The 23,232-nt window shown below is 47.0% G+C and carries 21 protein-coding genes; 15 read left to right on the top strand and 6 right to left on the bottom strand.

The window, feature by feature from the left end:
• The first annotated feature begins 25 nt into the window (after positions 1-25).
• The 7 genes from EHO61_RS03570 to mtaB all read left to right on the top strand — a co-directional run bounded on the left by EHO61_RS03570 (position 26) and on the right by mtaB (position 8,243).
• Positions 26-1,408, top strand: a complete 1,383-nt coding sequence (locus tag EHO61_RS03570; RefSeq protein WP_135812574.1) for an ABC transporter permease — start codon at positions 26-28, stop codon at positions 1,406-1,408.
• A gap of 1 nt (position 1,409) precedes the next feature.
• The gene (locus tag EHO61_RS03565) at positions 1,410-2,102 is read left to right on the top strand and encodes an ABC transporter ATP-binding protein (protein WP_135812243.1); all 693 of its coding nucleotides are present in this window, start codon (positions 1,410-1,412) and stop codon (positions 2,100-2,102) included.
• Positions 2,103-2,117: 15 nt separating this feature from the next.
• On the top strand, positions 2,118-2,975 hold the full coding sequence (locus tag EHO61_RS03560; protein WP_135812242.1) for an ATP--guanido phosphotransferase: 858 nt from the start codon (positions 2,118-2,120) through the stop codon (positions 2,973-2,975).
• A 98-nt stretch (positions 2,976-3,073) separates the two neighbouring features.
• Positions 3,074-5,614, top strand: a complete 2,541-nt coding sequence (locus EHO61_RS03555) for an ATP-dependent Clp protease ATP-binding subunit (protein WP_135812241.1) — start codon at positions 3,074-3,076, stop codon at positions 5,612-5,614.
• 76 nt (positions 5,615-5,690) lie between these two features.
• Positions 5,691-6,116 (top strand): hypothetical protein, encoded by a 426-nt coding sequence (locus tag EHO61_RS03550; RefSeq protein ID WP_135812240.1) that lies wholly within the window; start codon positions 5,691-5,693, stop codon positions 6,114-6,116.
• Positions 6,117-6,151: 35 nt separating this feature from the next.
• Complete coding sequence (locus EHO61_RS03545; protein WP_135812239.1) at positions 6,152-6,946, top strand: tetratricopeptide repeat protein; 795 nt, start codon at positions 6,152-6,154, stop codon at positions 6,944-6,946.
• Positions 6,927-8,243: a tRNA (N(6)-L-threonylcarbamoyladenosine(37)-C(2))-methylthiotransferase MtaB gene (gene mtaB, locus EHO61_RS03540; protein WP_135812238.1), complete on the top strand. Its 1,317-nt coding sequence runs from the start codon at positions 6,927-6,929 to the stop codon at positions 8,241-8,243. The genes EHO61_RS03545 and mtaB overlap by 20 nt, the downstream gene beginning before the upstream one ends.
• A gap of 43 nt (positions 8,244-8,286) precedes the next feature.
• Here the strand turns inward: mtaB and EHO61_RS03535 are convergent, their stop codons facing one another.
• Positions 8,287-8,949 (bottom strand): class I SAM-dependent methyltransferase, encoded by a 663-nt coding sequence (locus EHO61_RS03535; RefSeq protein ID WP_135812237.1) that lies wholly within the window; start codon positions 8,947-8,949, stop codon positions 8,287-8,289.
• Between the two features lie 148 nt (positions 8,950-9,097).
• Between EHO61_RS03535 and EHO61_RS03530 the strand changes: the two genes are divergently transcribed.
• Together EHO61_RS03530 and EHO61_RS03525 are read left to right on the top strand one after the other, a co-directional pair.
• Entirely contained in the window at positions 9,098-10,633 is a 1,536-nt protein-coding gene (locus tag EHO61_RS03530; protein WP_135812236.1) for a tetratricopeptide repeat protein, read from the top strand.
• Positions 10,630-11,778 (top strand): tetratricopeptide repeat protein, encoded by a 1,149-nt coding sequence (locus EHO61_RS03525; RefSeq protein ID WP_135812235.1) that lies wholly within the window; start codon positions 10,630-10,632, stop codon positions 11,776-11,778. Before EHO61_RS03530 ends, EHO61_RS03525 begins: the two co-directional genes overlap by 4 nt.
• Here the strand turns inward: EHO61_RS03525 and EHO61_RS03520 are convergent.
• Positions 11,775-12,773 (bottom strand): metalloenzyme, encoded by a 999-nt coding sequence (locus EHO61_RS03520; protein WP_135812234.1) that lies wholly within the window; start codon positions 12,771-12,773, stop codon positions 11,775-11,777. The two genes, EHO61_RS03525 and EHO61_RS03520, sit on opposite strands and share 4 nt — an antisense overlap.
• 80 nt (positions 12,774-12,853) lie before the next feature.
• On the opposite strand from EHO61_RS03520, the gene EHO61_RS03515 reads away from it, so the two are divergent.
• From EHO61_RS03515 to EHO61_RS03495, 5 genes are read left to right on the top strand one after another with little or no spacing between them, the layout of a single operon-like run.
• Positions 12,854-13,867 (top strand): hypothetical protein, encoded by a 1,014-nt coding sequence (locus tag EHO61_RS03515; protein ID WP_135812233.1) that lies wholly within the window; start codon positions 12,854-12,856, stop codon positions 13,865-13,867.
• Complete coding sequence (locus EHO61_RS03510) at positions 13,864-16,101, top strand: hypothetical protein (RefSeq protein ID WP_135812232.1); 2,238 nt, start codon at positions 13,864-13,866, stop codon at positions 16,099-16,101. The genes EHO61_RS03515 and EHO61_RS03510 overlap by 4 nt, the downstream gene beginning before the upstream one ends.
• Before the next feature lie 28 nt (positions 16,102-16,129).
• Positions 16,130-16,726 carry a tetratricopeptide repeat protein gene (locus tag EHO61_RS03505; protein ID WP_135812231.1) on the top strand — a complete coding sequence of 199 codons (597 nt, stop codon included), beginning with the start codon at positions 16,130-16,132 and terminating at the stop codon, positions 16,724-16,726.
• Positions 16,726-16,929 (top strand): CopG family transcriptional regulator, encoded by a 204-nt coding sequence (locus tag EHO61_RS03500; RefSeq protein ID WP_135812230.1) that lies wholly within the window; start codon positions 16,726-16,728, stop codon positions 16,927-16,929. Before EHO61_RS03505 ends, EHO61_RS03500 begins: the two co-directional genes overlap by 1 nt.
• On the top strand, positions 16,926-17,342 hold the full coding sequence (locus EHO61_RS03495; RefSeq protein ID WP_135812229.1) for a hypothetical protein: 417 nt from the start codon (positions 16,926-16,928) through the stop codon (positions 17,340-17,342). Before EHO61_RS03500 ends, EHO61_RS03495 begins: the two co-directional genes overlap by 4 nt.
• Here the strand turns inward: EHO61_RS03495 and EHO61_RS03490 are convergent.
• The 4 genes from EHO61_RS03490 to serC form a co-directional block, all read right to left on the bottom strand.
• A complete protein-coding gene (locus tag EHO61_RS03490; RefSeq protein ID WP_135812228.1) occupies positions 17,304-19,166 on the bottom strand; it encodes a fibronectin type III domain-containing protein in 1,863 nt (620 codons plus the stop codon). The genes EHO61_RS03495 and EHO61_RS03490 overlap by 39 nt on opposite strands.
• A 28-nt stretch (positions 19,167-19,194) precedes the next feature.
• A complete protein-coding gene (gene rpiB / locus EHO61_RS03485; protein ID WP_135812227.1) occupies positions 19,195-19,629 on the bottom strand; it encodes a ribose 5-phosphate isomerase B in 435 nt (144 codons plus the stop codon).
• A 64-nt stretch (positions 19,630-19,693) separates the two neighbouring features.
• On the bottom strand, positions 19,694-20,275 hold the full coding sequence (locus EHO61_RS03480) for a hypothetical protein (protein ID WP_135812226.1): 582 nt from the start codon (positions 20,273-20,275) through the stop codon (positions 19,694-19,696).
• A gap of 4 nt (positions 20,276-20,279) precedes the next feature.
• The gene (serC, locus tag EHO61_RS03475) at positions 20,280-21,371 is read right to left on the bottom strand and encodes a 3-phosphoserine/phosphohydroxythreonine transaminase (RefSeq protein WP_135812225.1); all 1,092 of its coding nucleotides are present in this window, start codon (positions 21,369-21,371) and stop codon (positions 20,280-20,282) included.
• A gap of 162 nt (positions 21,372-21,533) precedes the next feature.
• Between serC and EHO61_RS03470 the strand changes: the two genes are divergently transcribed.
• Positions 21,534-23,219, top strand: a complete 1,686-nt coding sequence (locus EHO61_RS03470) for a P83/100 family protein (RefSeq protein ID WP_135812224.1) — start codon at positions 21,534-21,536, stop codon at positions 23,217-23,219.
• Positions 23,220-23,232: the final 13 nt, after the last annotated feature.

Here is a 23,232-nt window from a genome sequence, read left to right as displayed (position 1 = left end):
CATCGGTAATTTTACTCTCTTTAAAATGAATTTTCTTTTTTCACGAACCCCGCTTGCACTTTTGCTTACTTCTCGATACATCCGAGGTTCCAGAGCGGCCGGATTATTGTCTCTGAAATCCAGAATCTCTTTCGTAGTTATGGCCGTAGGAGTCTCGCTGTTAATCGTAGTGCTCTCGATTTTCAACGGATTCCAGAGACAGGTAAAGGAGTCCTTGTGGCAGGGAGGATCCCATATTACGATCGAAAGTAATTCCGGGGCCGGGGAAATTTCGGATTACGACAAAGTGATCTCTTGGATCCAAAAAACGCCGGAATTGAAACAAAGAATCATTTCGGTGGAAGGTGGCATACAAAGCCACGGTTTGATCCAAAATTACAATACTTTTTATCCGGTGATCATTCGTGCCGTGCCCGTTCCCAACGTGGAGGACCTTCTGCATACCCGACTTCCGAATTTTCCGAGGGTGGTCCATTATAACCGGGACGAATTGGCCAAGATCGATAAGGAGAATTATATCGTCATCGGAAAGGAGATGGAAGGACTGTACAATTTTTCCCTCGGCAGGCAGCTTACTCTAGCCGTTCCCGGCGGACGGTTTTCTTTGGGAAAAGGAGTTGAGGTGAGCGTCGAGAATTTCCGGGTTTCCGGTTTCTTCAAGACCGGAAACTACCAGTTCGATTCCCGCTACGTTTATATGTCGCTTCCTACCGCGCAGAAATTCTTTAAGCTGCGCAATTCCGTGAATCAGATTACGGTAAAAGTAAAAAGCTTGGACGACCTCGGATATTGCAAACGAAAGTTACTCCGATTGTTTTCCGAACCCGATTTCGAAAGGGAAGTGGAAGTCGCCTCCTCTTTGTCCGTAAGAACGATCGCGGAAGAACAGGAGAATTTTCTGGCCGCGTTGAGATTGGAAAAAACGATCATTTCCATCATCGTATTTTTGTTTATCCTCCTCGCTGCGCTCGGGATGGTCGCCTCCGTTTATTCTTTGGTTCGTGCAAAGCGGAAGTCCATCGGCGTATTAAAAGCTCTGGGCTTGCCCTCTTCGGACATTCTGATGATTTTCACGTTAAACGCGATGCTGGTGGGAATCCTTGCTTCTTTAATCGGCGGAGTCACCGGGATCTTTCTCGCAAATTCCCTCGAAAACATCATCAACGGAATCGAGGAAGTGATGAATATGCTCGGGCCGGACATATCGGTTCTCCTCGGAATGGAATGGACTCCGGTGGAATTGGTTCCGAAACGAATCTACTACTTCGATAAGATTCCGGTCGATATAGATATCGCATTTATCTTTATGGTGACCACCGCCGCTACGATTTTATCCGGGATCGCCGGGTATTTTCCCGCGCGTTGGGCTGCGAGTTTGAATCCGGTCGATACGATAAGGAACGACTAACGTGAGTCTGATAAAAATCCGGGATCTGGTCAAAACCTATCATGTGCTGGAAAAGGAATTCAAAATCCTGGACCGGCTAGATATGGATATGGAAGACGGAGAGATATTTTCCATCGAAGGCAAGTCCGGAATCGGAAAATCCACGTTATTGAATCTATTGGGAGCCATGGACGGATTCGATTCGGGAGAAGTCGAGGTCTGCGGAGTTTCGTTGGGAAAACTGGATGAAAAAGGAAAAGAGGCGTTTCGTGCCGAAAAGATCGCGTTCATTTTCCAGCACCATCTTCTCCTTCCGGATTTTTCGGCCCTGGAAAACGTTTCCATTCCTCTATTGATCCGGGGGGTTTCTCCCGGTAAAGCCAGAGAAGAGGCGATGGGAATGCTGGACAAAGTCGGACTAAAGGATCGCTACGAAAGTTTTCCCTCCCAGTTGTCCGGCGGGGAGAGCGCTCGTGTCGGAGTGGCCCGCGCCTTAGTAGCCGGTAAGCGCCTGATTTTGGCGGACGAACCTACGGGAAATCTGGATCGAGAAAATTCCAGGAACCTGATGGGTTTGATACAGGATCTGCAGAAAGATTTGGGTTTCGGATTGATTCTCGTAACACATGACATGGAACTTGCCGCTTTGGCCCATAGACGTAACCAGATCTACCAAGGAAAATTGCGTCCGCTTCCGGTCCCTCAACCGGGTTAAAATCGGTGATCGGCCATGGAATCCTGCGTTTATTGCGGAATTTCCGCATCGGATTGGAAGAAAAAGGGAAGGGTCGGCTGTTCTAACTGTGTAGAGCTTTTTCGGGAAGAGTACCTTCGGTTTATTCCTCGAACGCCCGACGGAATCTGGGAACCTCCTACCGATTTTCCGATGCATGGGGAATGGAAGGAACTCCAGTCTCTAGTTCAGTCGGAACGATGGAAAAAAATCGATTCCTATTCCCTACCGTTTTCCTACAGATACCGAGTGGCTCGGAATCCTAAGGGTTCCGTATACCCCGTTCGGACTACAAAACCGCCGGAACGTTTTTTTCTAGATTGGTTTTCGGGAAAAATAGATATTTCGGAGGATGTGGTCCCTTCTCACTTTGAAACGAAAAAGAAAAAAAGAAGGCTTTCGTTCGAAAAAGAAACAAGGATTTCTTGGAAAGGAGGGACTCTATTTACGGGAGATGAGGATCATTTCCGATGGGAATACGTGACGGACAGTCTTGCCGATCTCTCGGAGACTTTAGATTCTTCTTTTATCGAGGAATTTTGGGATAGGGAAAGATTCGATTATAAAAAAGGGATCGGATTTTTGACTTCCTGCCCTACCAATTCGGGAGAAGGCGATAAATTTTCCGTAGCAGTTCCGGATTCGTATACGGAATCGGGGATTTTGGAAGGATTCCGTCTACCAACGGATTGGGGATTTTATCGGGAAGAAGGACAAGGCAGACTGATTTTTTTCCGAAAAAATTTCGGAAGAAACGGAAAAAATTCCTTTTTCAATTTAGTTTCTTATTTAGCCTTACTAGTAATACTCGGAAAAGAAGCGGGAAAAGCCTCTTCAACTCGGTTTCCCTTTTAAAAGATCCATCCGATATGTTTCTTATGGGATGTACTTCCCGTAGGAAATTTGATGCGAAACCAGTCTAATCGATAGAACCCTCCGGGAAGGCCGCAATTATGTTAGAGTTTACAAAAAGAGCCAAACGAGTAATCAACGAGATCGCCCAAGACGAAGCGAAACGTCTCGGCAGCGAATTTATCGGTCCCGAGCATATTCTTTTAGGTCTGCTCAAGGAAGAGGATTCGGTAGCGATCAAGATCCTAAACAACCTGAATATCAACCTGAACGAACTCAGGAAGGAAGTCGAAAGACGAACCAGAGAAAGTTCCGCCACTCTATTGATGGATATGGCGCAAGGACAGGACAGATACCAAAAGATCATCGAGCTTTCTAAAGAGGAAGCGAAACGTCTCAAACACAATTATGTCGGGACGGAACATATCCTTTTGGCCCTATTGAGGGATAATAACAATATCGCAGGCGGCGCACTTTACTCTTTCAGCGTGAATTATAACGTCATCAAAGGGGAAATTCTCAGGTTATTGGGAGCTCCTCCTACGAGCACGGTCGGAGTCTCCAGTCAGCCTACCGCTCAGCCGGGAACTCCCCGTGCGGAAAAAACCAAAACCCCGATTTTGGACGAGTTCGCAAGGGATTTAACCCAGTTGGCCCGGGATAAAAAATTGGATCCGGTGGTCGGAAGATCCAACGAGATCCAAAGAGTGATTCAGATTCTTTCCAGAAAAACCAAAAACAATCCGGTTTTAGTGGGCGAGTCCGGAGTAGGAAAGACCGCGATCGTAGAAGGTCTTGCTCTGGCGATCGTAGAGAAAAACGTACCGGATCTGCTTTTCGAAAAACGGGTTTTATCCTTGGATTTGGCCAGCTTGATCGCAGGTACGAAATATCGCGGGGAATTCGAAGAAAGACTGAAGAAGATCATGAAGGAGATTTCGTCCTCCAATAACATCATCATCTTTATAGACGAGCTGCATACCTTGATCGGAGCGGGAGCTGCGGAAGGTGCCGTGGACGCCGCGAATATTCTGAAACCAGCGTTGGCCCGTGGAGAGTTGCAATGTATCGGTGCGACCACCAGCACGGAATATCGGAAATACATCGAACGGGATTCCGCTTTAGAAAGACGCTTCCAAGTCGTAAAAGTGGCGGAACCTTCCGTCGACGACGCGATTCTGATCCTGACCGGACTGAAAAAAGCTTACGAGGCACATCATAAGGTTCGGTATTCGGATCGTGCGTTGGAACAGTCCGTAAAACTGTCGCACCGTTATATTAACGACCGGTATCTTCCCGATAAGGCGATCGACATCATCGACGAAGCGGGTGCAAAGGCCCGTCTCGCGAATTGCGCTAGACCCCAGGCGATCAAGGATTTGGAAGAAGAGATCAAATCTCTTTCCCAGAAAAAAGAGGATCTGGTACGTGCCCAAGAGTATGAAAAGGCGGCCGGTGTACGGGACGAAGTAAACCGTAAGAAACAGCTGTTAGAGGAAAAGATCCGTGCTTGGCAGGAGAAGATGGACGACTTTGCGGTCTCCATCGACGAAGACGATATTCTTTCGGTCGTTTCCCAATGGACAGGCATCCCTCTCCAAAGAATGGAAGAGAGCGAATCGGAAAGATTATTGCGTCTGGAAGAAGAATTAAAGCTCAGAGTAGTAGGACAGGAAGATGCGATCGAAAAGATCGCCAAGGCCGTCCGTCGTGCTCGCACAGGATTCAAGGCGGAAAGACGTCCGACAGGATCCTTCATCTTTCTCGGCCCGACAGGCGTGGGAAAAACCGAATTGGCCAAAGCATTGGCGGAGTTTCTGTTCGGGGACCAAGACGCGATGCTTCGCGTGGATATGTCGGAATACATGGAGCCCCATGCGGTCAGCCGTTTGATCGGTGCGCCTCCGGGTTACGTGGGCTATGATGACGGCGGTCAGTTGACCGAATTCGTACGCAAGAAACCGTATTCGATCATTCTTTTGGACGAGATCGAAAAGGCTCATCACGATATTTTCAATATCCTTTTGCAGGTGATGGAGGAAGGAAACCTCACCGACACCAAAGGGAGAAAGGTGAATTTCCGGGATACGATCATCATCATGACTTCCAACATAGGAGCGAAGGAGATTTCCAGCAGCGTAAGACTCGGATTCGAGGATCGTTCCGGCGAGGAGGACAAATACAAGTCCGACCAAGCCAGAGAGCAGCTTAAGAAGCACTTCAACCCCGAGTTCCTCAACCGCGTGGACGAAGTGGTTTATTTCAGACCGCTCAAGAAAGAGGATATCATGAAAATCATCGATATCATGGTTCGGGATACGAATAAGCGCCTGTTGGATAAGAAGATCAAGATCGACCTTAGCCAGGAAGCGAAAGACCATTTCATGGACGTAGGATACGATGAGAAATTCGGAGCTCGTCCTTTGCGTCGGGTATTCCAAAGAGATTTGGAGGACTATATGGCCGTCCAAACTCTGAAGGGTTCGTACAAAGAACCGACCAAAATCTCGGTCTCTTTCAAAGACGGAAAATTGGACTTTGTCGAGGAACTTTGGACCGACTACAAACCGTCGGACCAAGGTCCGGGCGGGGGAAGTTCTCCGAGTAACCCCGAAAGATCGGAAGAACCTGCCTTAGTTTAAGCTGGCAAATCGGTACGGTCGTTCTGAAAGGACGGCCGTATTGACGGGGTAGGACTATGAGGACAGAGGGAAACTTATGCCGTACCTGATCCCAGTCATCTTCGTGATTTCCTATCTCTTGGTTCGTAAGGTTTGGTTTCATCTTCGCAAGATCAGAACGGTAGCCGGAATCGAAAAAATTTCCCTCTGTGTTTTCCAGCCGGATTTATTTCTTCCCGAGGTACGCGTACTTTACAAATACTACTTTCAGGGCGGGGTTTATTACGGATCCGGTTATATGCTCCTAACCGATTTTCTCGATAATGAAGAATACGAGTTATATCGGAACTCGGACGGCCTGCCGGTTTTGGAAAGCGGAGAAATCGAGATCGCTTCCGAGGAAAGGATCGAGCATTTTCTGATCACCAGATACCCGAGTATCATCGTTTTCATCGATCCGGTGGAACCTTTTCATTCGCTGATCGACTGTTTAAACGCCAAGTCTATGGGAGTTCCCACCTAAGGATAGATTCCGGTTCGGAAAAAAGAGAGATAGAGATGGTTAAACAAAAAAGAATCACCGTCCTTTTATGCGCCCTGCTGCTGAATCTTTTCGGCGGAAGTGCGTTCGCGCAGGAGCAGCCGGAGTATCGTACGGCTTTGGCCGAGTTTCAGAAAGGAAACACCGAAAAGGCCCTGGAAATCATACGGACTCTGCACGAGCAGGGAAAACGCAGTTATGAAACTCATTATCTCGCGGCCTTCTGCCACTATAAAGCCGGAAGAATGAAATCCGCGGGAACCCATTGGTCGGAAGCTTTAAAATTGAAGCCCGGAGATCCTGTCGTAAGCGCGGATTTTACCAGATATCTTCTACAAGTCGGCAGAAACGACGATGCTCTGGAGATCATAACCAAATCCTACGAAACGGATCCTAAGAATCGGGAAGTGCGTCTCTTATATGCGACCGCATTACTGTACGACGGAAAGGCGAGAGACGCATTGTACGTCATCGAGAAACTGAAGGCCGAGGATTCCAATGATTACCGGCCTTTGGTTTTGGAAGCACAAGTTTATTATTATTTGGGAAGCGCCGAAAAGGCGGAAGTCAGCCTGAAATGGGCCCAGTCTCTCGTTCCGAATAACGCAAACGTTCTGAATAACCTGGCATTGGTCTACGAAAAGGGAGGCAACCAGGAGGCCAAGAGGGGAAACGTGAAGAAGGCATTGGATCAGTTTAAAAGTGCGAGAGAACAGATCGACGCCGCCCTCAAAATAAAACCGGAAGACGAAAAATTCAAAGGGAACCTCCAGAGAATCGAGGCCAGAATCCATGCCCTTACCCAAGGATGATAAAAAAGTCCTTTTCCACACTTTAGGTTGCCGCCTGAACTTTTTCGAATCCGACGGATTGTTTTCCGCCTTAAACAAACACGGATACAGAGTGGCAAAAGAAAGCGAGGTTCCGGACGTCGTAGTTGTCAATACCTGTACCGTCACTAACAAGGCCGATTCCAGAAACAGAAACGTTATCCGAAATGCCGTAAAAAGATATCCGGGGGCTCGCGTATGGGTGACGGGTTGTTACGCGGAGACGGACCGTATCTCTTTAGAGGCGATTCCGGGAATTGCCGGGGTTGTAGGAAACGGAGAAAAATCCCTTCTTCCTTCCATGATTTTGGAAAAAGAAGAAGGAATATCCTTCGAGTCCGGGAGGACTTTGGATCGCTTCTCTTATTCCGACGTCCTTCCGAACGGACATACTAGAGCCTATTTGAAGGTTCAGGACGGTTGCGATAGAAAATGTTCCTACTGTAAGATTCCTCAAGCGAGGGGAAAGGGAGTGAGTCGACATTGGACGGACGTAATCGACCAGGTTTCCTTTTTACAGGATAGCGGCGTGGGTGAAATCATGCTTACGGGAGTGAACTTGGGCTGGTACAGGGATGGCGAAGGAAAAAAAGCTTTTCCGAAATTGCTCGAAGCGATTCTGAATAAACTGGAATATTCCCGTCTTCGTCTTTCTTCCATAGAGCCTCCAGACGTGGGAACCGAACTGGTGGAATTTTTGACGCATCCTAGATTCTGTTCTTTCCTGCACGTACCGTTGCAAAGCGGCAGTCGGGAAATTCTGAGAAGAATGAAGCGAAGTTATGACCCGACGACGTTCCGTAAACGGATAGAATTGGCGAAATCGAAAGTACCGGATCTTTTTTTAGGGACGGACGTAATCGTGGGCTTTCCGGGAGAATCGGAATCTGATTTCGAAGATTCAAAGAGCCTTCTTTCCGAACTAGGTTTTGCGAAAATCCATGCGTTCCCTTTTTCCGTCCGACGCAATACTGCCGCGGAGGAATTTCCCGAGACGGTTTCCAAAGAACAAAAGAAGGAAAGGGTACACGAGCTGATAAGTCTATCTCGGACTTTGCATTCCGATTATGCTCGTTCACAATCAGGGAACAGAAGAGAGGCGATTCTTGAAAAGGACGGTGTGGCAGTCACTGACAATTACTTAAAAGTAATATTGCCCGAGAGAGAATTACGTGCATTAAGTCCGGGGCAATTCTTGACCGTCCAAATCGGCGAATACCTTCCGGATCCCGAAAAAGAGGGAAAAATATCCGGGCAAATCTTAGCCGCAGTAGGTTGAAAGCGCTGAATCCGGGGAAGTTCGCGAATACTAAAACGATTTCTTAAGAACGGATCAGTTCCTCAGAGTAGGTTTCTTCCTCTTTGAGATCGTAATAACCGTACTCGAAATCGGCGCCCGCTTGGATTTCCAGCCCGTATACGTTCTCACCGATCCGAACGGTCTTAACTACTTCGAGACGATACTGCTCCGCCAAAAATCTCATTTTGTCCAAAGAGATCTTATCGTTGATCTTCGGACCTAACGGAAATTCGTTTTTTACCCAATCGAGAACGATGAGCTTGCCGCCTTTTTTCATGGACCGGATTAATCCGTCCATTGCTTGGCCGGGGTCCGGAAACGTGGATAGGACCAAGGAGGCGAATACGACTTCTGGAACCGGAATCCATTCCGGAAGAAGAGGACGATCCGCTTTTTCCATGTAAAACGGTGTGAATCTTTTGATGTCCTCCTGGTTTTTTCTGTGCAATATCTCATCCAGCAAATCCTGGTTGCATTCCGCTCCCCAAACCCAGCCTTCTTTGTGGATGGATTTCAATAAATGTTCGGTCCAGAAGCCCAAGCCCATCCCGAAATCCACCACGTTCATGACGTCTTTCATCGGAAAATGTTTAAATACGAGTTCTGGCGGGGTAATCTCTCTCCTCTTGCTGGAAAGAAGAAAATTCTGATACTCGGGGTCGTAGTAATATTCCAGGTCGCTCATTCTTTTCTCGGAGTATTTATTATGTCTTATCTAGTTCCCGGTCGCCGGTATGTCGCCGATATTTTTATTTTCCGTCGATTCGGAAAAAAACCGAAGTAAAAAAACAGTTTCCCGGTTCCGATACCTATATATGGAACCTTATTTCTAAATGAAGACCCGCGCTCGGATTCTATTCTTATTCTGCGTTCTTGCGCTAACCGGTATAGCGGACGCTCAACAACAGGAGGTTTTGCGCGCGGATACCGAAATGTATGGCGTTGCAGGTTCCATAAATGTGGAAATTCTAAAGGACGGTAAATCCGTTCGGATCATCTGGGAACCACCCCGAGAAACCGGTGAGATCATCGTCGCTAGGAGTCCCAGCGTGATCGACGTTCCCGAAAAATGTTATATTGCGGATTCTCTAGGTAAATTTCCGAGCGGAATTGCGAACGGTGTAAATCAGATTTACGATTATAATCTCAGACCTGGAACGTATTATTATGCCGTCATACTATCCCATCACGTCCGAAAAAAAGATCTAAAACTGGTTGCAAATAGGAACTTCACTACGATTCCGATCGTAATAGAACAAACCAAAGATAATACGAATCCGCCCACCGAAGATGATAAAAGGAAAAATCTTGCGGACGACGCGCGCGTAACGGACATTTCGGTAAAACGGGAAGGAAAGTACCTCCGAGTCTCCTGGGAACCGATCCGAGCGGGGATTTCCGGAGAAACCATCTACACGGTGTATCGATCTGCGGAGCCGCTTTCGAGTCTAAGTCTGATGCGCAAGGCGGAAAAATTAGCCGAGGTTTCCCATCCGGAAAATACCTTTTTGGATCAGGATCTTCATAAATCCCAGACTTTATATTACGGAGTTTCCGTTAAGCAGGGATTAAAAGAAGTCATTCCGTTGATACAGAACCAATCTTTCGTCCGTCAATTTTACGTCTATGATCAGGACAAAAGAAAGCCTCCCGGACAGGATGATTCCGTTACTCGACCGGACTATTCTTTCGATGAAATGCATGTAAAGGATTTGAATGCGGCTGCGGTAGACGGTGGATTCCGATTGGATTGGAAGGCTCCCGAGAATCCGGATGAAAATACGATATATTCCGTTTACCAAGCGGCCAAACCTTTGTCCGGAGGAGTCGCCACCTTCTTGGGTGGAAACGTCAGAAAATTAGGGGAAGTTTCCCATCCGGAAACGAGCGTGTTGGTCCGGATGAAACCGTCCAAAAGCACCGTGTATTTCGGTGTCACTGTCAAACGCGGAGATAAGGAAGATTTTACCCTTTCCCAAGATAATTCCTACGTCGCCGTAGCGGGTTCGGGAGAAGGACAAACGGCCGAACAGGAAGCCAACACGGAATCTACGACCGACAACGGAAATAAAAATCCTCTGACAGGAAACTCTTTGTCGGACGAGGAATTGAATCGGATCTTAAAAGCGACGTACTGGAAAAAGGATTTTTCGGAAGCGATTCGACAGCTTGCCGCTTATGAACAAATCGAGAATCAGGATCTGAGAGGAAAGGCGAAGTTTTTTGTCGGCCTTTCTTATTATAATAACGGAGAATACAGAAAGGCACTGCAATATTTCGTTCAAAAAGAGGTAAAATCCTATAACCCGGATCGGACCGAGTTTTGGACCAAGCATTGTCTCGCAAAGATCGGCGGAGGAAGGCATTGAACCGTTCCATCATATTAGTAACCGGATTCTTATTCATATGCGCCGGTTTATTGACCGGCATTTATACCGCGTTGATTCAGGAGAACGACAGCGGAAATAGAAGCGTTCTCGAAAAGATACGCGAAGGTGAGGAATATCTTAAACATTCCAACGCTAAATCCACCGAAAAAGCTCTGGATATTTTCTCCGAACTTTCCGCGAAGGAACTCCCGACCCAATTCGGTTTTCGGATAAAATACGATCTAGGCAGGGCATTAGAAAAAACGAATGATAAAATGTTGGCTCTCGGCATTTATCGCGAGTTGAACCAAAAGGACGATCTTTCCCGGGAGGAAAGGGCGAAAGTCGCCTACGGCCTCGGCAACCTGTTATTGAAATTGAATAGGGACGAGGAAGGAAAGGGACATTTGGAGGAAGTATTACGGATTTCCGGAGATAATAAACTGCGATCCAACGCCCTTTCCGCTATCGCCGATTATTATATGAAGAAAGGGAACTACGAACTTTCCAGGAAGAATTACGTTCTTGCAATACAAGAGGATCCGGAAAACGTAAAAGCTCGGGTTCGTTGGGGAAAATCCTTACGGAAAATGGGCCGGGACTGGTCCGCTTACGACGTTTACGAGGATTATGTTCAAGCAGATGCTTACTTCGACAAAGATAAAAGTTCCGTGGATTCCGAATTCAGGACGGGATTGCTGGAGAAGGGACGACAGCTTTATTTCCGCAAACAATACTATGGAGCGATCGATTCTCTGAAAAAAGCCCTCGATTTGGGGGTGAGCGAAAAAGCCAGGGAGCAAGCGTGGTATTATATCGCCGAGAGTTACGATTCTCTCGGCAAATCGGACTCCGCATTACAATATTTGAATAAGATTCTGGAAAATTCCGATTCCACTATGGACCAAGCCGCCTTATTCCGTAAAGGAACGATCTATTTTAGAGGCGGAAATTACGAAAAGGCCGCCTCTATTTTCCAGGAAGCGAACGACAGGAACCACGACAATGCGCTCGGTAGAAAAGCCGCAGCGTGGAAGAAAGAAGCTTTAGACCAAATCGAGGACGATTTGAATTATAGGGACGGGAGTTCCGCAAAAGCGAAGCCCGCACAGGACGATTCTGCGGACGACGACTGGAAATACTAGATAGAAGTTTTGGAATCCGCCATTTCGGATTCGCCGGAAACTTTGATAAACTCCTCTTCCGACATCGTTAATTCTATACCCAGACAATCATAGATCGCATGGGGAATATCTTTCAATTGTAGGATTTTATCCTTCATTTGTTCCGTATACCGGCCGTAAAGGATCGTAGGAACCGGATTTAAAGTATGAATGTCCACGCTTAAATCCTCCAAGTTACCGTGATCCGAGGTTAAGATGAGTTGGTCTTCCTCCGGATCCATAGCCTCTAATACGCCTAGTAGAAATTCTTCAAGATCCTCAATGCAACGTTCCGCACCGGTCCAGCTCATCTTATGCCCGACTTTATCGGTTAAAAAATATTCGTATATGCACAGTGTATGATCCGCTCTCACTGCCGGTATGATCTCCTTTCCGGTTTTGTACGGATCCTGTTTTTCCAGGATCGGATCCCCTTTGTCTATATAATCGCGTCCGAATTTTCGAAGGAACTCCCTACTGATATCCATATATAACCCTTTTCCGGCTCGCAAATCGTCCATTCCTTTCAGGGATTTATTTCCGGCCATTTGGATCAAAGTGGAGGCGGAAACTTGGCGAGGGTTTTTCTTTACGTGTTCCGCAAAGCCGGGGGTATAGCAGTTCAGAAGGTCGGCCTTAAAGCCGCGCTCTTCCAGAACCTTGACAATGGAGTATTTGGCGATGATGCGCTTCAAGGTAAAGGTGGGAAAACCGCTCATATGCCGGTTCAAGACGCGACATGCGTTGATACCGGTCCAGAGGGAAGTTTGCCCCGTGGCACTTTGCGGGAGTCCCTTGATTCCCATGGACGCATCCGTCCTCAGATAAACCAATTCTCTTAAGCGAGGCGGGCAATCCGGAGGAAGGCTTTTTCCTCCTAGGGGGAGAAAAATCCCCTTTGCATATCTGGAAAAAGGGTTTTTTTCCGGATCGTTTTCCCCGAATCCGATCCCATCGATAAAAACGTAAAAAATCATCTTATGTGTGCCTACCGACGAATTAGGAGATCCCGACAATTAGACTGATCGGATCGGACGGATCGGCCGATACTAGAATAGTGAACCCTCGTTTTCGAAGCAGGCGGATTCGGATCCTTTCCCTGATCTTGCTATGTCCTCTTCTTCTTTCCATTCCTTTTTTTCCCGCCGCTTGGAAGGAATCCTTTTTCTTTTCTCCCGTTCAGATTCTGAATCGAGCCTACCTCGTAAAAAAAGAGAAGTTTGCCGGAGAACTCCTAAATCGATTTGCGGATACATATTACGATTTCGGGCTAAGAATCGAATATATCATTCGGAAATATCCGTATTCGAATACGGAAACTCCCGTCAAGGACATTGGTAGAGAATTACTTTTGTCGAATCGTTTGGACTTCGTACGAATTTACGAAGCTTCCTTTCGACTTGCGTATTCTTCCGACACGGTGAAGCCGATTTTTCAGGTCGATTTAAGATTGGGAGGTTTGGAGATTCGCCCGGGCGAGTGGGCTGTGGATGGACAAGGGGACCTTCTTTATCGGACTTCGGACGGCCTTTTGTATTTCCAAATGTCCAAGGAAGACGCGGATCGCATCGTTGCCGAATCCAAGTCGACCCGCAGATCGTATCTTCCCAGTTTTGCCTACGACGGTTTTTTATACATAGCCTTCCAAAAAAAAGGACAACAATTCGATCTTCTGGAAACGAACCTGGCTCCCACTGCTTCAATATTGCCGGGCAAAGACATCGGTTTGAATTCCTTTACCGATGACGAATCCTCAGGTCATGAGATTTATTCCGCCGTTTTGAAATCTTCCGAAAGAAAGACCTTCTTTGAAGGAGCGACTTGGAAAAGATTTAGAAAGGGATCCATCGAATTATTTTTGAGTTCGCCGCAGCAGTCCCGGCCGCAGCAGTTGTTGTATATTTTAGGTGCTCTAGGCGCTTCCTTTTTGGCTTTGCTCGGAGGTTTGCTGGGCGGAAGTCTTTACGGCTCTCTAAAGAACGAGGCAAGATTCACGGAGAGGGAGAGTCGATTGAGGCTGAAATTGAATCTTGCGGACGTCTTGTCTAAAATTCGGGGTGAAAATCGATGATCGGATCAAAATTACGCGTGCTTCTCGCTTTTGCCTGTCTGTTTTCGGTGCTCGTCCTTTGGATAGAACCTTATTTTCCCGACGGCGTATATTACCGATCCAAACTCAAGGCGGCGTTTACATCGTTTAACAAAAATCTTGTAAACTTGGAACGTGAAATACGAACTAGCGATCCGAACCTATTGGATACGCAAAATCTCCCCGTGCCCGTGCGAAAATTCGCCATTTGGGACTCTTTGGATAGGACGGGTTCTTCTCCCGAGTTCGAAAACCGTGCGGTAAAGCAGTTATTGATCCAAGCTTGGGAAGGAAAGACGAGTCGCCTTTTGAGTCTCGAAGGGGAGCCGGTATTCTTTGTTCCGATTTACGATAAGCAACTCGCGGTTTTGGCCGTCTTGGACAAGGATAAATTCTATTTCGATGTCGAAGGTCGCAGCGAATATTTTTTTCCGGAATTGAAAATCGGATCCTTTAAAGAATGGGGCACCCCGAAAGGGGGAGTTGCTCCGATTCGAATTTCGGAGGACTTGCTTCTATCTTTAAAGGAAAACGGAAGCGATTTTCAGGCAATTACCATAGGAGAATCCGAATATCGGGCATATTATTTGTCTTTTCCTGAAAATCAATCCGCGTTTATACAAGGTTTCTTTCTTATAGTTCCGGAAGTAAATTCCAAACTTTTAATGTTTTTCCCGCTCTTATTCGCGGCTTTGTTGACTTTGGATCTGGCGATTTTTTTCCTAAGGAGAAGATCTACCGGATCCCTTCATAAAAATTCGGATATCTCTAGGCTGACGAAATTATTATCGGAGAGAATCGCGGAGGAAACCCTGAAAAAGATCGAATCGGCCAGGTCTTCGGCGCCTACGGAAATTCCGCCGCCCCCACCCCCGGTATACGAAACGATGAATTTATCGGGCGATACGTTCTACGTTTTACCTTTCGATCTGCCGAAGGATTCCTTTTTGACTCCGAAATTTTTAAGGGAACCGAAACGCCAAGTCGCGGGATCGGTACCGCATCGGATACCCGAATTGGTTTCCGTAGCCGAACCTTCGACGGATTTTGCGGAAACGATTCAAAGGAAAAGGGACTCCATTTTTACGGAGGAATTGGCAAAGCTAGTCGATAAGGTTCGATCCGGAAGTGCGGAGGAAATTCCGGCGACGTTGGAAAAGCCGAAAGATACCGGACTGCTTGCGAAGGCCCTGCGTGTCAGCGGACTCGCGGAAATCGGTTTGAAGGCGGCCAGAGGGATCGCTCTCCAGCACAAGTCCAGATTTTTCCTCTGGGCCAGAGCATGGTGGGGAATACGCAAGACGGATCCGAACGAGGAAATCGCCCTTTCGGAGCGTTTTCGAACTTGGTTGGACGAACAACCGATCCGGGAAAAGAGAAAAGTCTTGGAGGTTCTGGATGAAATTCACCAAGGTTTGGATTCTTCCTCCTCCTCTCTATTGAAGTACTATCTAACGATTTTTTCGTCCTATCGTCTGAAAGCCTTCACTATCCATTTTTATGATAGAAGAAGGGGAGCGTATCTCCCCGTGGTCACGTCCGGAATGCAGCCGTACACGAGGCAAAATATGATATTCTTGTACGGGGACCAATTTTTGGGGGAAGAGAACAATCAAGTTTCCATTATAGACGTTACGGAAGAACGCAGAAACGATCATTTCTTCAGGAAAAAATTCGATCCTGCGGATTTGGACGGAGTGATTCGGATCATTTCTTTTCCGTTGTTCAGGTCCGGTTTGGATTTTCGTTTTTTTCTGATGTTTCCGGATCCGCCGAATTCCGATTTTGCCGACCGAATCATGGAATCCGTGGAACGATCCATCGATCCTGTGGAGGAGGCCTTTCTTCAACTCGAAATAGAGCAGGCTTCGCACGCGATTCAGGACAAACGGGATCTTGTGCAGATTCAATTCTTATTGCTTCGTTGGGCGACCCACGGCGAAAGAAGTCGATGCAATCTGTTTAAGATTCTACTGAAAGGACAAAGAGACTATGACTCCGCCGAAAAATGGAGAAAGACGGTTTTGGAGCGGGTGCAACCTTTGTTAGGAGCCGAGGACTATGCGTTTGGGGTATCCCCGAGCGAGATATTCGTTCTTTCTCGGGAAGAAATGAAAGAAAGTCTTTCCGAAATTTTGGAACATACCGGCGAGAGTTGGGAAATCGTGTCTATGCCTTATCCCGAAGGCGGTAAGAATCTTTACACGTACATCTGATCCGATCGGGATCGGGGCACGGATTTCCATGCTCAAGATTTTTTTTGCTATCGTTACCATCATCTTCGTTTCCGGTCCTTTGATTTCCCAAGAGGAAAACCGTAGAGAATGGAATAAGAACGCGAAACAGAAGATTTTGATCCTGCACCAAAGCGGACAAGAAGCGCAGAGTCTTCCTTTTTTGGAGGAGTATGTAAGAAAAAATCCCGCTGAACTGATGTTCAGATTGTATTTGGCAAGAGCCTTGCTTTGGAGGTCCGATTTGGAATTGCCTAGGTACGACGAAGACGTTTTTTCCAGAATGGAAAAAACGAAGCGGATCCGGGACAACTATCTAAGATCGGCGGGCATCTTCGAAGAATCTCTCGATCGTCTTTCTAAAATTTCTCCTAGGGACCCGGATCTGGGCAAATGGTTTTTTTTGTGGGCGTTGGCGGAATGGTATGCAGGGAGAGAGGACAGAGCCGTTCAGATTTTTCGCAAGTCCTTCAAATACGATTTTCGATTAAACCAAGCGAATTATAATATAGGGGCGATCTACGAAAGCTTGGGACAATTAAAAGATTCTCGGATTTATTTCGGAACGTACTTGAAAAACGAAAAGGAGCTGAAAGAAGAGGAGTGATGGCACGCGTAGAACGCAGATTCCAGATGCTCCTGACCGAGGAAGAATTCGAACTATTGCGGAAAGAGGCGGGCGAAAGGGAAATGTCCGCTTCCGAATTACTTCGGACCTGCTTTCGAAACGAAATCTTCCGTTCCGATACGTACCGTCGACTGGAAGCGCTAAAAGAACTGACCCAGATCTATTCCGGAACCGAGATTTGAAATTACTTCTCGCTAAGAATTCCTTTTATACCTTGCTTTTAGGCGAACCTAAAGCCAAGAAAGAAATCCAAAGAGCACTCGAAGCGCTTACTAAAAAAAACGCTTTGTTTTGCGTTTCGCTGGCATCCGTCCATGCGATCCTTTCCGCGGAACGTGACTCTTCCCGCAGGGAAATTCTTTGGACCCAATCCAAAAAATTTTTCGCCGAGATCCTCCCCGTCAAAAAGGAGGAAATCTCCCTTGCATTAAAACTGTCGGCCTCGACGGACTTGAACTGGGAGGAATGGTTGGACGTGGCCTCCGCGTCCCTCTCCGACCTCGACGGAATTTTATCTCTGGATTCCCGGTATAGGAAACAGACTTTGATGAAAGTTCTACTCGCTGAGGAAATAGACCTCGACGGGATCGCTTAACGGACTGATCTGGTCCGCACCGTCCGCAGGATCATAGAGCGAATTGTAAGCTGCGATTTTAAAATAGAAGGTCAGTCCTTTTTGTAAAAACAGAAGTTTTTTGTCATACGGATCCGAAACCGGTTTTTTCTTTTTTTCCTTTGAGGGCTTATGAGCGTCTTCTTCAGGTTTTTCCGCATTCAAACTGATCAATCGATTGTCGATACACTGGCAAAGTTTTTGCCCTCCCGTATTTTGCCTAGTCGGGCAGGACGGATCTTCTCCGCGGATCGGATCCAAATATTCGCTCATCGGATGTTTTTCCCGATCTGAGATCGAAAGAACGGGCATTTTTCCTTTTTCCAAATCCGTACGAGTGCCTTTTAGAATTCCGACCATTCTGTTCGGGCCGACTCCATAATGAATCACATATCCGCCGGATTTTCCCCGAACCTCCTTTTCAGGATTCGGGGTCCAACTCAGACATAAGCGCGGACTTCCCGTATCAGGATAGGCATCATCCATGTACACGACCTGCAAACCCATGGGCTTGACCGGCGGGAGGTTCTCGTTATAAGAAAAAGACAGACTTTCCAGTTCGGGGCCTGTGTTTCCGGAAGCGTCCGGCTTGAATTTCAGTTTCGCTTGAAAATACTTGAAACGAGGAAGATTTTTATCCAAGGGGATCCTGTACGTCTGAAATTTTCTCTGCACCGACGGTGTTTCCGTTTCTTCGTCGGAGGAAAGATCTTCCTGCAAATAGTCTTCGAGTTTTCTTAGATCCACGGACTTCCAATTCGGTCCGTCCTCACTAGATCGAGGAAAGGGTCGGGGAGAAAATCGAAAATACAATTCTAGAAAGGAGGATTTCGGTATCTTTGCTTTCAGGGTCAGGCTTTCCGGCACCGAATTCGTGTATTTCGTTTTATATACCGGAGAGACGGCGGTTCCGAATTTGGCTCCGGCGGTAAAAGAGGACTGGTCGTAGGTTTGTCCGCTGTAGGGTGTGGAAAGTTCCTCCAAGTCGGGCGTTCCCTTTGCCGCCAGAAAGTCGTCCAACCAACCGTAAAAATTCTCTCCCAAAATGAACGGAGTGGTATCTTCCGGATGGAATCCGATTCGGAGGATCGACTCGCGGCGCGGAAGAGTCGCCCTATCGTTTTCCTTTCCGTTTACGTAAAATACGATTTCCCTCTGTATCGGTCGAAAATGGACCACGAGGTGATTCCATTTCGATCTGGAGATTCTTTCCCTTCCCACGATCCTAAGGGATGAGAAGGTTTTGTTCTCTTTTTCAAAGAAATTATAAAATTCTAATATGGGAATCTCGTCCTTTATTTTTAGATCCCAACCGAAACGCTTTCCGCGAGTGTATAATCCTCTGCTCAAGAGAGTGGCCTCCTTGTCCAGAGTTCCCGGTAAAAGAAATAGGGATATGTAATATTCCTCTTTTATATCGGAAGAGGTCAGGATACCTTTCGTTTTACCCGAGATTTTGATTCCGGATCTTTTTCCCGCGAATCTAGCCGATCTTTTTCCCGTATGCGATTGGGACTCGTCCACCATGTAAGAGGAAGACAGGACGCGATATCCGCCGGTCTTGTCCTGTAACTCTCCCGCCTGTTCTTCCTCGAAATCGAAAAAGAGATCGGCCCCCTGTTTTCTATCCCTAGGGGCTAAGTCCATAAGTAGAGTACCGTTGTCGGATTTTTTCAGTCTTAAATCTTTTGTATGAAACGAGTTTAAGACGAAGGACGCCTTTTCCGGAAAAAGCGCCGTGATATTCAGGAGCAATAGGAAAAAGAATACGGAGATTTTACCGAAGGAAGTACCGAATTTCCTCATCCTAGTCATCCCGATCGGCATTCGCTATTTAGCTGATCGAATCCAATTGACCCACGCGTCTCTCGTGACGTCCCGCTTCGAAAGTAGTGGTTAACCATTTTTGCGCGATACGAGCGGCGAGATCTTTTCCAAGAACTCGGCCTCCCAAAACGAGGACGTTGGCATTATTATGGCGTCTTGACATTTCCGCAGTGAATTCGTCGTGACAAAGCGCCGCCCGGATTCCTTTGAATCTGTTTGCTGCTATAGAGGCTCCGATCCCCGTCCCGCAAAGGGCGATCAGTCCTTCCACTTCGCCCGACAGCACCTTTTTGCAGGCTTCGCTTATGACGAGGGGATAATCCACGGAAGATTCGTCTTTAGTACCGTAGTCAAGGATGTCCACAGAATTTGCCAATTCGTGTCTAAGATATTCTTTTAACTCGAATCCTCCATGATCGGAGGCGATGCCTATTTTTTTCATATCCTAACGTTAACGTACGGGCGGGAATTTACGGATTCAAGCAAATTCCTTGAAAAGGCGGATTTTAATCTCCGACGCTTTCTTTCAAAAATTCGGGAGCGGTTTGAAAGAATTCCCAATGTTGCAATAACAAGGCTAAATAGAGATTCGTAAAGGATTCCAGCGGCAAGGGTTCTTCCGAAAGAGAAAGAGCTTCTGCGTCGAACAGACGGTTAAAAAATTCCTTTTTGGATTGTAGAAACGTACGGACCTCTTTTTCTTCCGTCGCCGAAAAACGGATCGTTTTTTCTTCGGAGAGAAGGTGGTTTTCGTAGAACGAATAGAGTAACTCCCGAGTTTCCCGGTAGCGTTCGTAATCCGACAAGAGAAGAGTTTTTTCTTCCTTGGAAAGTCTTAAACGGTGTACGCATTCCAAGCTCTGGTACAGCGACTTGGCTTCCGAAATGGAAATCCGTTCCACCCACCGGGCTTTTTCCTCCGTAGGCAGCTTGGAATGATAAAAATCCTTGATCTCTTTCGGAAAATTTCCGGCGGAAAAGCAGACGGAGGCACGCGTCGAGGTGCGGAAATACAAGGGCGCGGATCGGAGGTCAGTCGAAAATATTCCGGCCACCAAAAGGAGCCCGATACATTCCAAGCGATTCATTCTTTTAAACGGAGGCTTCGAACTCTTTCATGAATTCGATCAGGGCCAGGATTCCTTCCTTCGGCATGGAATTGTAGATGGAAGCACGTAGGCCGCCTACTAGACGATGTCCTTCCAATCCGTGTAGTCCTTGCTCTTCGGCCTTTTCCACGAACTTCGCTTCTAAAGATTTGTCTTTTAACGTGAACACTGCATTCATCGTGGATCTATACGGCTTTTTCACCGGAGCGCCGTATAAGGAGGAGGAATCCAGATAATCGTAGAGTAGCTTCGCTTTTTCCTCGTTTTCCCTTTCGATCGCCTCTATGCCTCCCTTTTGTTTGAGCCATTCGAAGACCAGCTTTGCCATATAAATAGAGTAGGTCGGCGGAGTATTGTACATGGATTTGTTTTTGATCGTCAGGCCGTAGTCCATCAAAAGCGGGATCGCACGGCCGGAACGACCGATAAGATCTTTTCTGATGATTAAAACGCTGAGTCCGGACGGGCCGATGTTCTTTTGGGCTCCCGCAAAAATGATCCCGAACCGGGATATATCAATTTTGCGGGAAAGAATCTCCGAAGTCATATCGGCGACTAACGGTGTTTTGGTGAATTCCGGTATGATCGGATACCTGGATCCGAGCAGGGTATTGTTGGAAGTGATATAAACGTAGGACGCCGTTTCGTTTATATTGGCGTCCGTCAACCTGGGAACTTCCGTATAATGATGAGAATCGCCGTCGTAGATTTTTTGGACGGGGTTATAGCGAAGGGCTTCTTCCATCGCCTTCTTGGCCCAAATCCCCGTTATGGAGTAGTCGGCACTTTCTCCTTCTTTCAATAAATTCAAAGGGATCGCGGAAAAATGCAATGTGGCTCCGCCGGAAAAAAAAGCGACTTCGTAATTTTCCGGAACGTAGAGCAACTCCCGTAAGAGTGAAAGTGCTTCGTCCAAAACCTCTCCGAATAATTTGCCACGATGGCTGTCTTCCATTATGGACATTCCGGAAGCTCGGTAATTCAAGAACTCCGAGGCCGCCTTTTCCATCACGGGCGTGGGAAGCATGGCCGGTCCGGCGCAGAAATTGTAGATTCTCCGATGAAACTCGCGCATGGAGCTAGGGTAAAAATCCTCCGTTCGGGGGCAACTTTCTTCCACCGAACGGGATACTCGTCCGGGAAAAATCCTTGGCAGCGGGGTCGGAAAGAGCGTAGGATAGCCATTCGTATCTCGCGTTGCGTTCATCGCAAACTTGCATTTCCAAGGAGTTCAAACATGTCACGGATTCGACCGATCGTCCTCTTGATCGCTTCCATCTTCGTTTGCGGGCAAATTTTAGCCCAAACGGGTCCTCGTTTGGGGGAAAGGGAGATTCGTTCTTCCGGGAGGGTCAATTTCGTAAACCGTTCGGCCGCTAGAGCCGACGAGGAAACGAGAGGGAATAATGCGAAGACAGGCGCGGATTTGGCGGAATCCCTGAAAAAGAACCCTCAAACTCCCGCTAGCGAAGAAGGAATCACGGTCGTGAGAGTCCTGCCCGAGGAGAAAAAATTCGGTGCGGACATTTTTAGCTTAGGTAAGGAAACGGAATTCGGGCACATCAATTCGATCCAACGGATTTTGGCCGGTTACGTAAAGGCGAACTTCGGCTACTCCGAACAGAATTCGGATACTCTCGCCACTTATATACTCTATTACAATGCGATCCATAGAAAAGGTACGGCTTATGTGAAAGGAAAGTACGGCGCCGAAGTGGTCAAGAACCTGACTCCGGAAAAAATAGGAATCGCGAGACGGTACAATGAATGGCCCGATAAGACTCAGATCATTATTCCGATCGTAGGCAATATTCTTTCCGAAGACGGAAGGGACGTACACACGGACGAACTCGAAAAGGAAGTCAATAAGGATCTGGATAAGAAAAAGGAAGGTCAGGAAGATAAGAAGAAAATGGACGACCTCCAAAAGGAAAAAATCCAGGACGAAAAAAAGAAATTAGAAGAGAAGAAAGAGGAAAACAAAAACCAGCAGAAACAAGCGGCCGAAAAAGAAAAGAAAATCGAAAGGGAGCTCCAGGAATTAAATAAGGACCCTGTAAAAAACAAACAAAAAATCACCCAAAAGCAGGAAGAGAAAAAACAGGTCCAGCAACAGCAGCAGCAAGCCAAAAAAGAAGAGCAGCAGCTGAAGGAGAAGGAAAAGGAGATCTCCAAAAAAGAGGAAAGCCGCAAGTCGGATACCAAGTCCGATTCTAAATCTTCCGTGAGCGATTCTTCCAAGACCGAATCCGGTAAGACTTCCTCTGCAGATTCCAAAAAGACGGATAGTCCCGACGATAAAAAGAGCAAGGAAGAACTTCAAAAAGAACTGAAGGACACCAAACAGGAACTGCAAACCGCCAAGGAAGAGCAGAAGAAAAAAGAGGAATTCGATAAAAACGTGGTCGGCGGAAAAATCCTATTTTTAAAGACCTTAAAATATCTTTCCGACGGGCATTACAGTAACGAACTTCATGTACTGGATCCGAGTAACGACGACGAAATTTCCAGAGGGGAATTCAATAAGATCTGCGGAAGAACCTTCGAAGTATTGGACGGCAAGGCTCTCGTGGTCGGTTACGAATCCGACCATTCCGCGGAACACAAACTCATACTGATAGACCAGGAGACACTTAAACCGGCTGTTTGGTCCAAGGATTCCGTATTCTGGCGATCTCCCATGATTTTGAAAGGAGAGGATGTATACGCTTTCGAAGAGAAGGACGGAAAATATTTCTTGGCCCGCTTCGACAAAGGACTTAAGAAAACGGCATCTTCCGAAGATGAAATCAGCCCTAACTCCAACGTAACCTTTTATGGAGACAAAATTTACGTAACCGGAAAAGAGGAAGGGTCCGCTTCGACTCAGATCAGCGTATTTAACAAGGCGGATTTAAAACTGATCAAGAAAATCAAGCCCTGAGAGAAGGTAGGAT

The organism is Leptospira fluminis (genome assembly GCF_004771275.1).
Taxonomy (GTDB): Bacteria; Spirochaetota; Leptospiria; order Leptospirales; family Leptospiraceae; genus Leptospira_B; species Leptospira_B fluminis.
Note: the sequence above shows the minus strand (reverse complement) of the source record. Positions and strands in the feature narration are given on the sequence as shown.

What these genes read in the sequence shown, in the direction of transcription:
- EHO61_RS03550 (WP_135812240.1), top strand. Translation starts at nt 5,691, where the DNA reads ATGCCGTACCTGATCCCAGTCATCTTCGTGATTTCCTATCTCTTGGTT.
- EHO61_RS03570 (WP_135812574.1), top strand. Translation starts at nt 26, where the DNA reads ATGAATTTTCTTTTTTCACGAACCCCGCTTGCACTTTTGCTTACTTCT.
- EHO61_RS03480 (WP_135812226.1), bottom strand. Translation starts at nt 20,275, where the DNA reads ATGAATCGCTTGGAATGTATCGGGCTCCTTTTGGTGGCCGGAATATTT.
- mtaB (WP_135812238.1), top strand. Translation starts at nt 6,927, where the DNA reads ATGCCCTTACCCAAGGATGATAAAAAAGTCCTTTTCCACACTTTAGGT.
- EHO61_RS03470 (WP_135812224.1), top strand. Translation starts at nt 21,534, where the DNA reads ATGTCACGGATTCGACCGATCGTCCTCTTGATCGCTTCCATCTTCGTT.
- EHO61_RS03545 (WP_135812239.1), top strand. Translation starts at nt 6,152, where the DNA reads ATGGTTAAACAAAAAAGAATCACCGTCCTTTTATGCGCCCTGCTGCTG.
- EHO61_RS03530 (WP_135812236.1), top strand. Translation starts at nt 9,098, where the DNA reads ATGAAGACCCGCGCTCGGATTCTATTCTTATTCTGCGTTCTTGCGCTA.
- serC (WP_135812225.1), bottom strand. Translation starts at nt 21,371, where the DNA reads ATGCGCGAGTTTCATCGGAGAATCTACAATTTCTGCGCCGGACCGGCC.
- EHO61_RS03520 (WP_135812234.1), bottom strand. Translation starts at nt 12,773, where the DNA reads ATGATTTTTTACGTTTTTATCGATGGGATCGGATTCGGGGAAAACGAT.
- EHO61_RS03510 (WP_135812232.1), top strand. Translation starts at nt 13,864, where the DNA reads ATGATCGGATCAAAATTACGCGTGCTTCTCGCTTTTGCCTGTCTGTTT.
- EHO61_RS03500 (WP_135812230.1), top strand. Translation starts at nt 16,726, where the DNA reads ATGGCACGCGTAGAACGCAGATTCCAGATGCTCCTGACCGAGGAAGAA.
- EHO61_RS03560 (WP_135812242.1), top strand. Translation starts at nt 2,118, where the DNA reads ATGGAATCCTGCGTTTATTGCGGAATTTCCGCATCGGATTGGAAGAAA.
- EHO61_RS03555 (WP_135812241.1), top strand. Translation starts at nt 3,074, where the DNA reads ATGTTAGAGTTTACAAAAAGAGCCAAACGAGTAATCAACGAGATCGCC.
- rpiB (WP_135812227.1), bottom strand. Translation starts at nt 19,629, where the DNA reads ATGAAAAAAATAGGCATCGCCTCCGATCATGGAGGATTCGAGTTAAAA.
- EHO61_RS03505 (WP_135812231.1), top strand. Translation starts at nt 16,130, where the DNA reads ATGCTCAAGATTTTTTTTGCTATCGTTACCATCATCTTCGTTTCCGGT.
- EHO61_RS03535 (WP_135812237.1), bottom strand. Translation starts at nt 8,949, where the DNA reads ATGAGCGACCTGGAATATTACTACGACCCCGAGTATCAGAATTTTCTT.
- EHO61_RS03490 (WP_135812228.1), bottom strand. Translation starts at nt 19,166, where the DNA reads ATGAGGAAATTCGGTACTTCCTTCGGTAAAATCTCCGTATTCTTTTTC.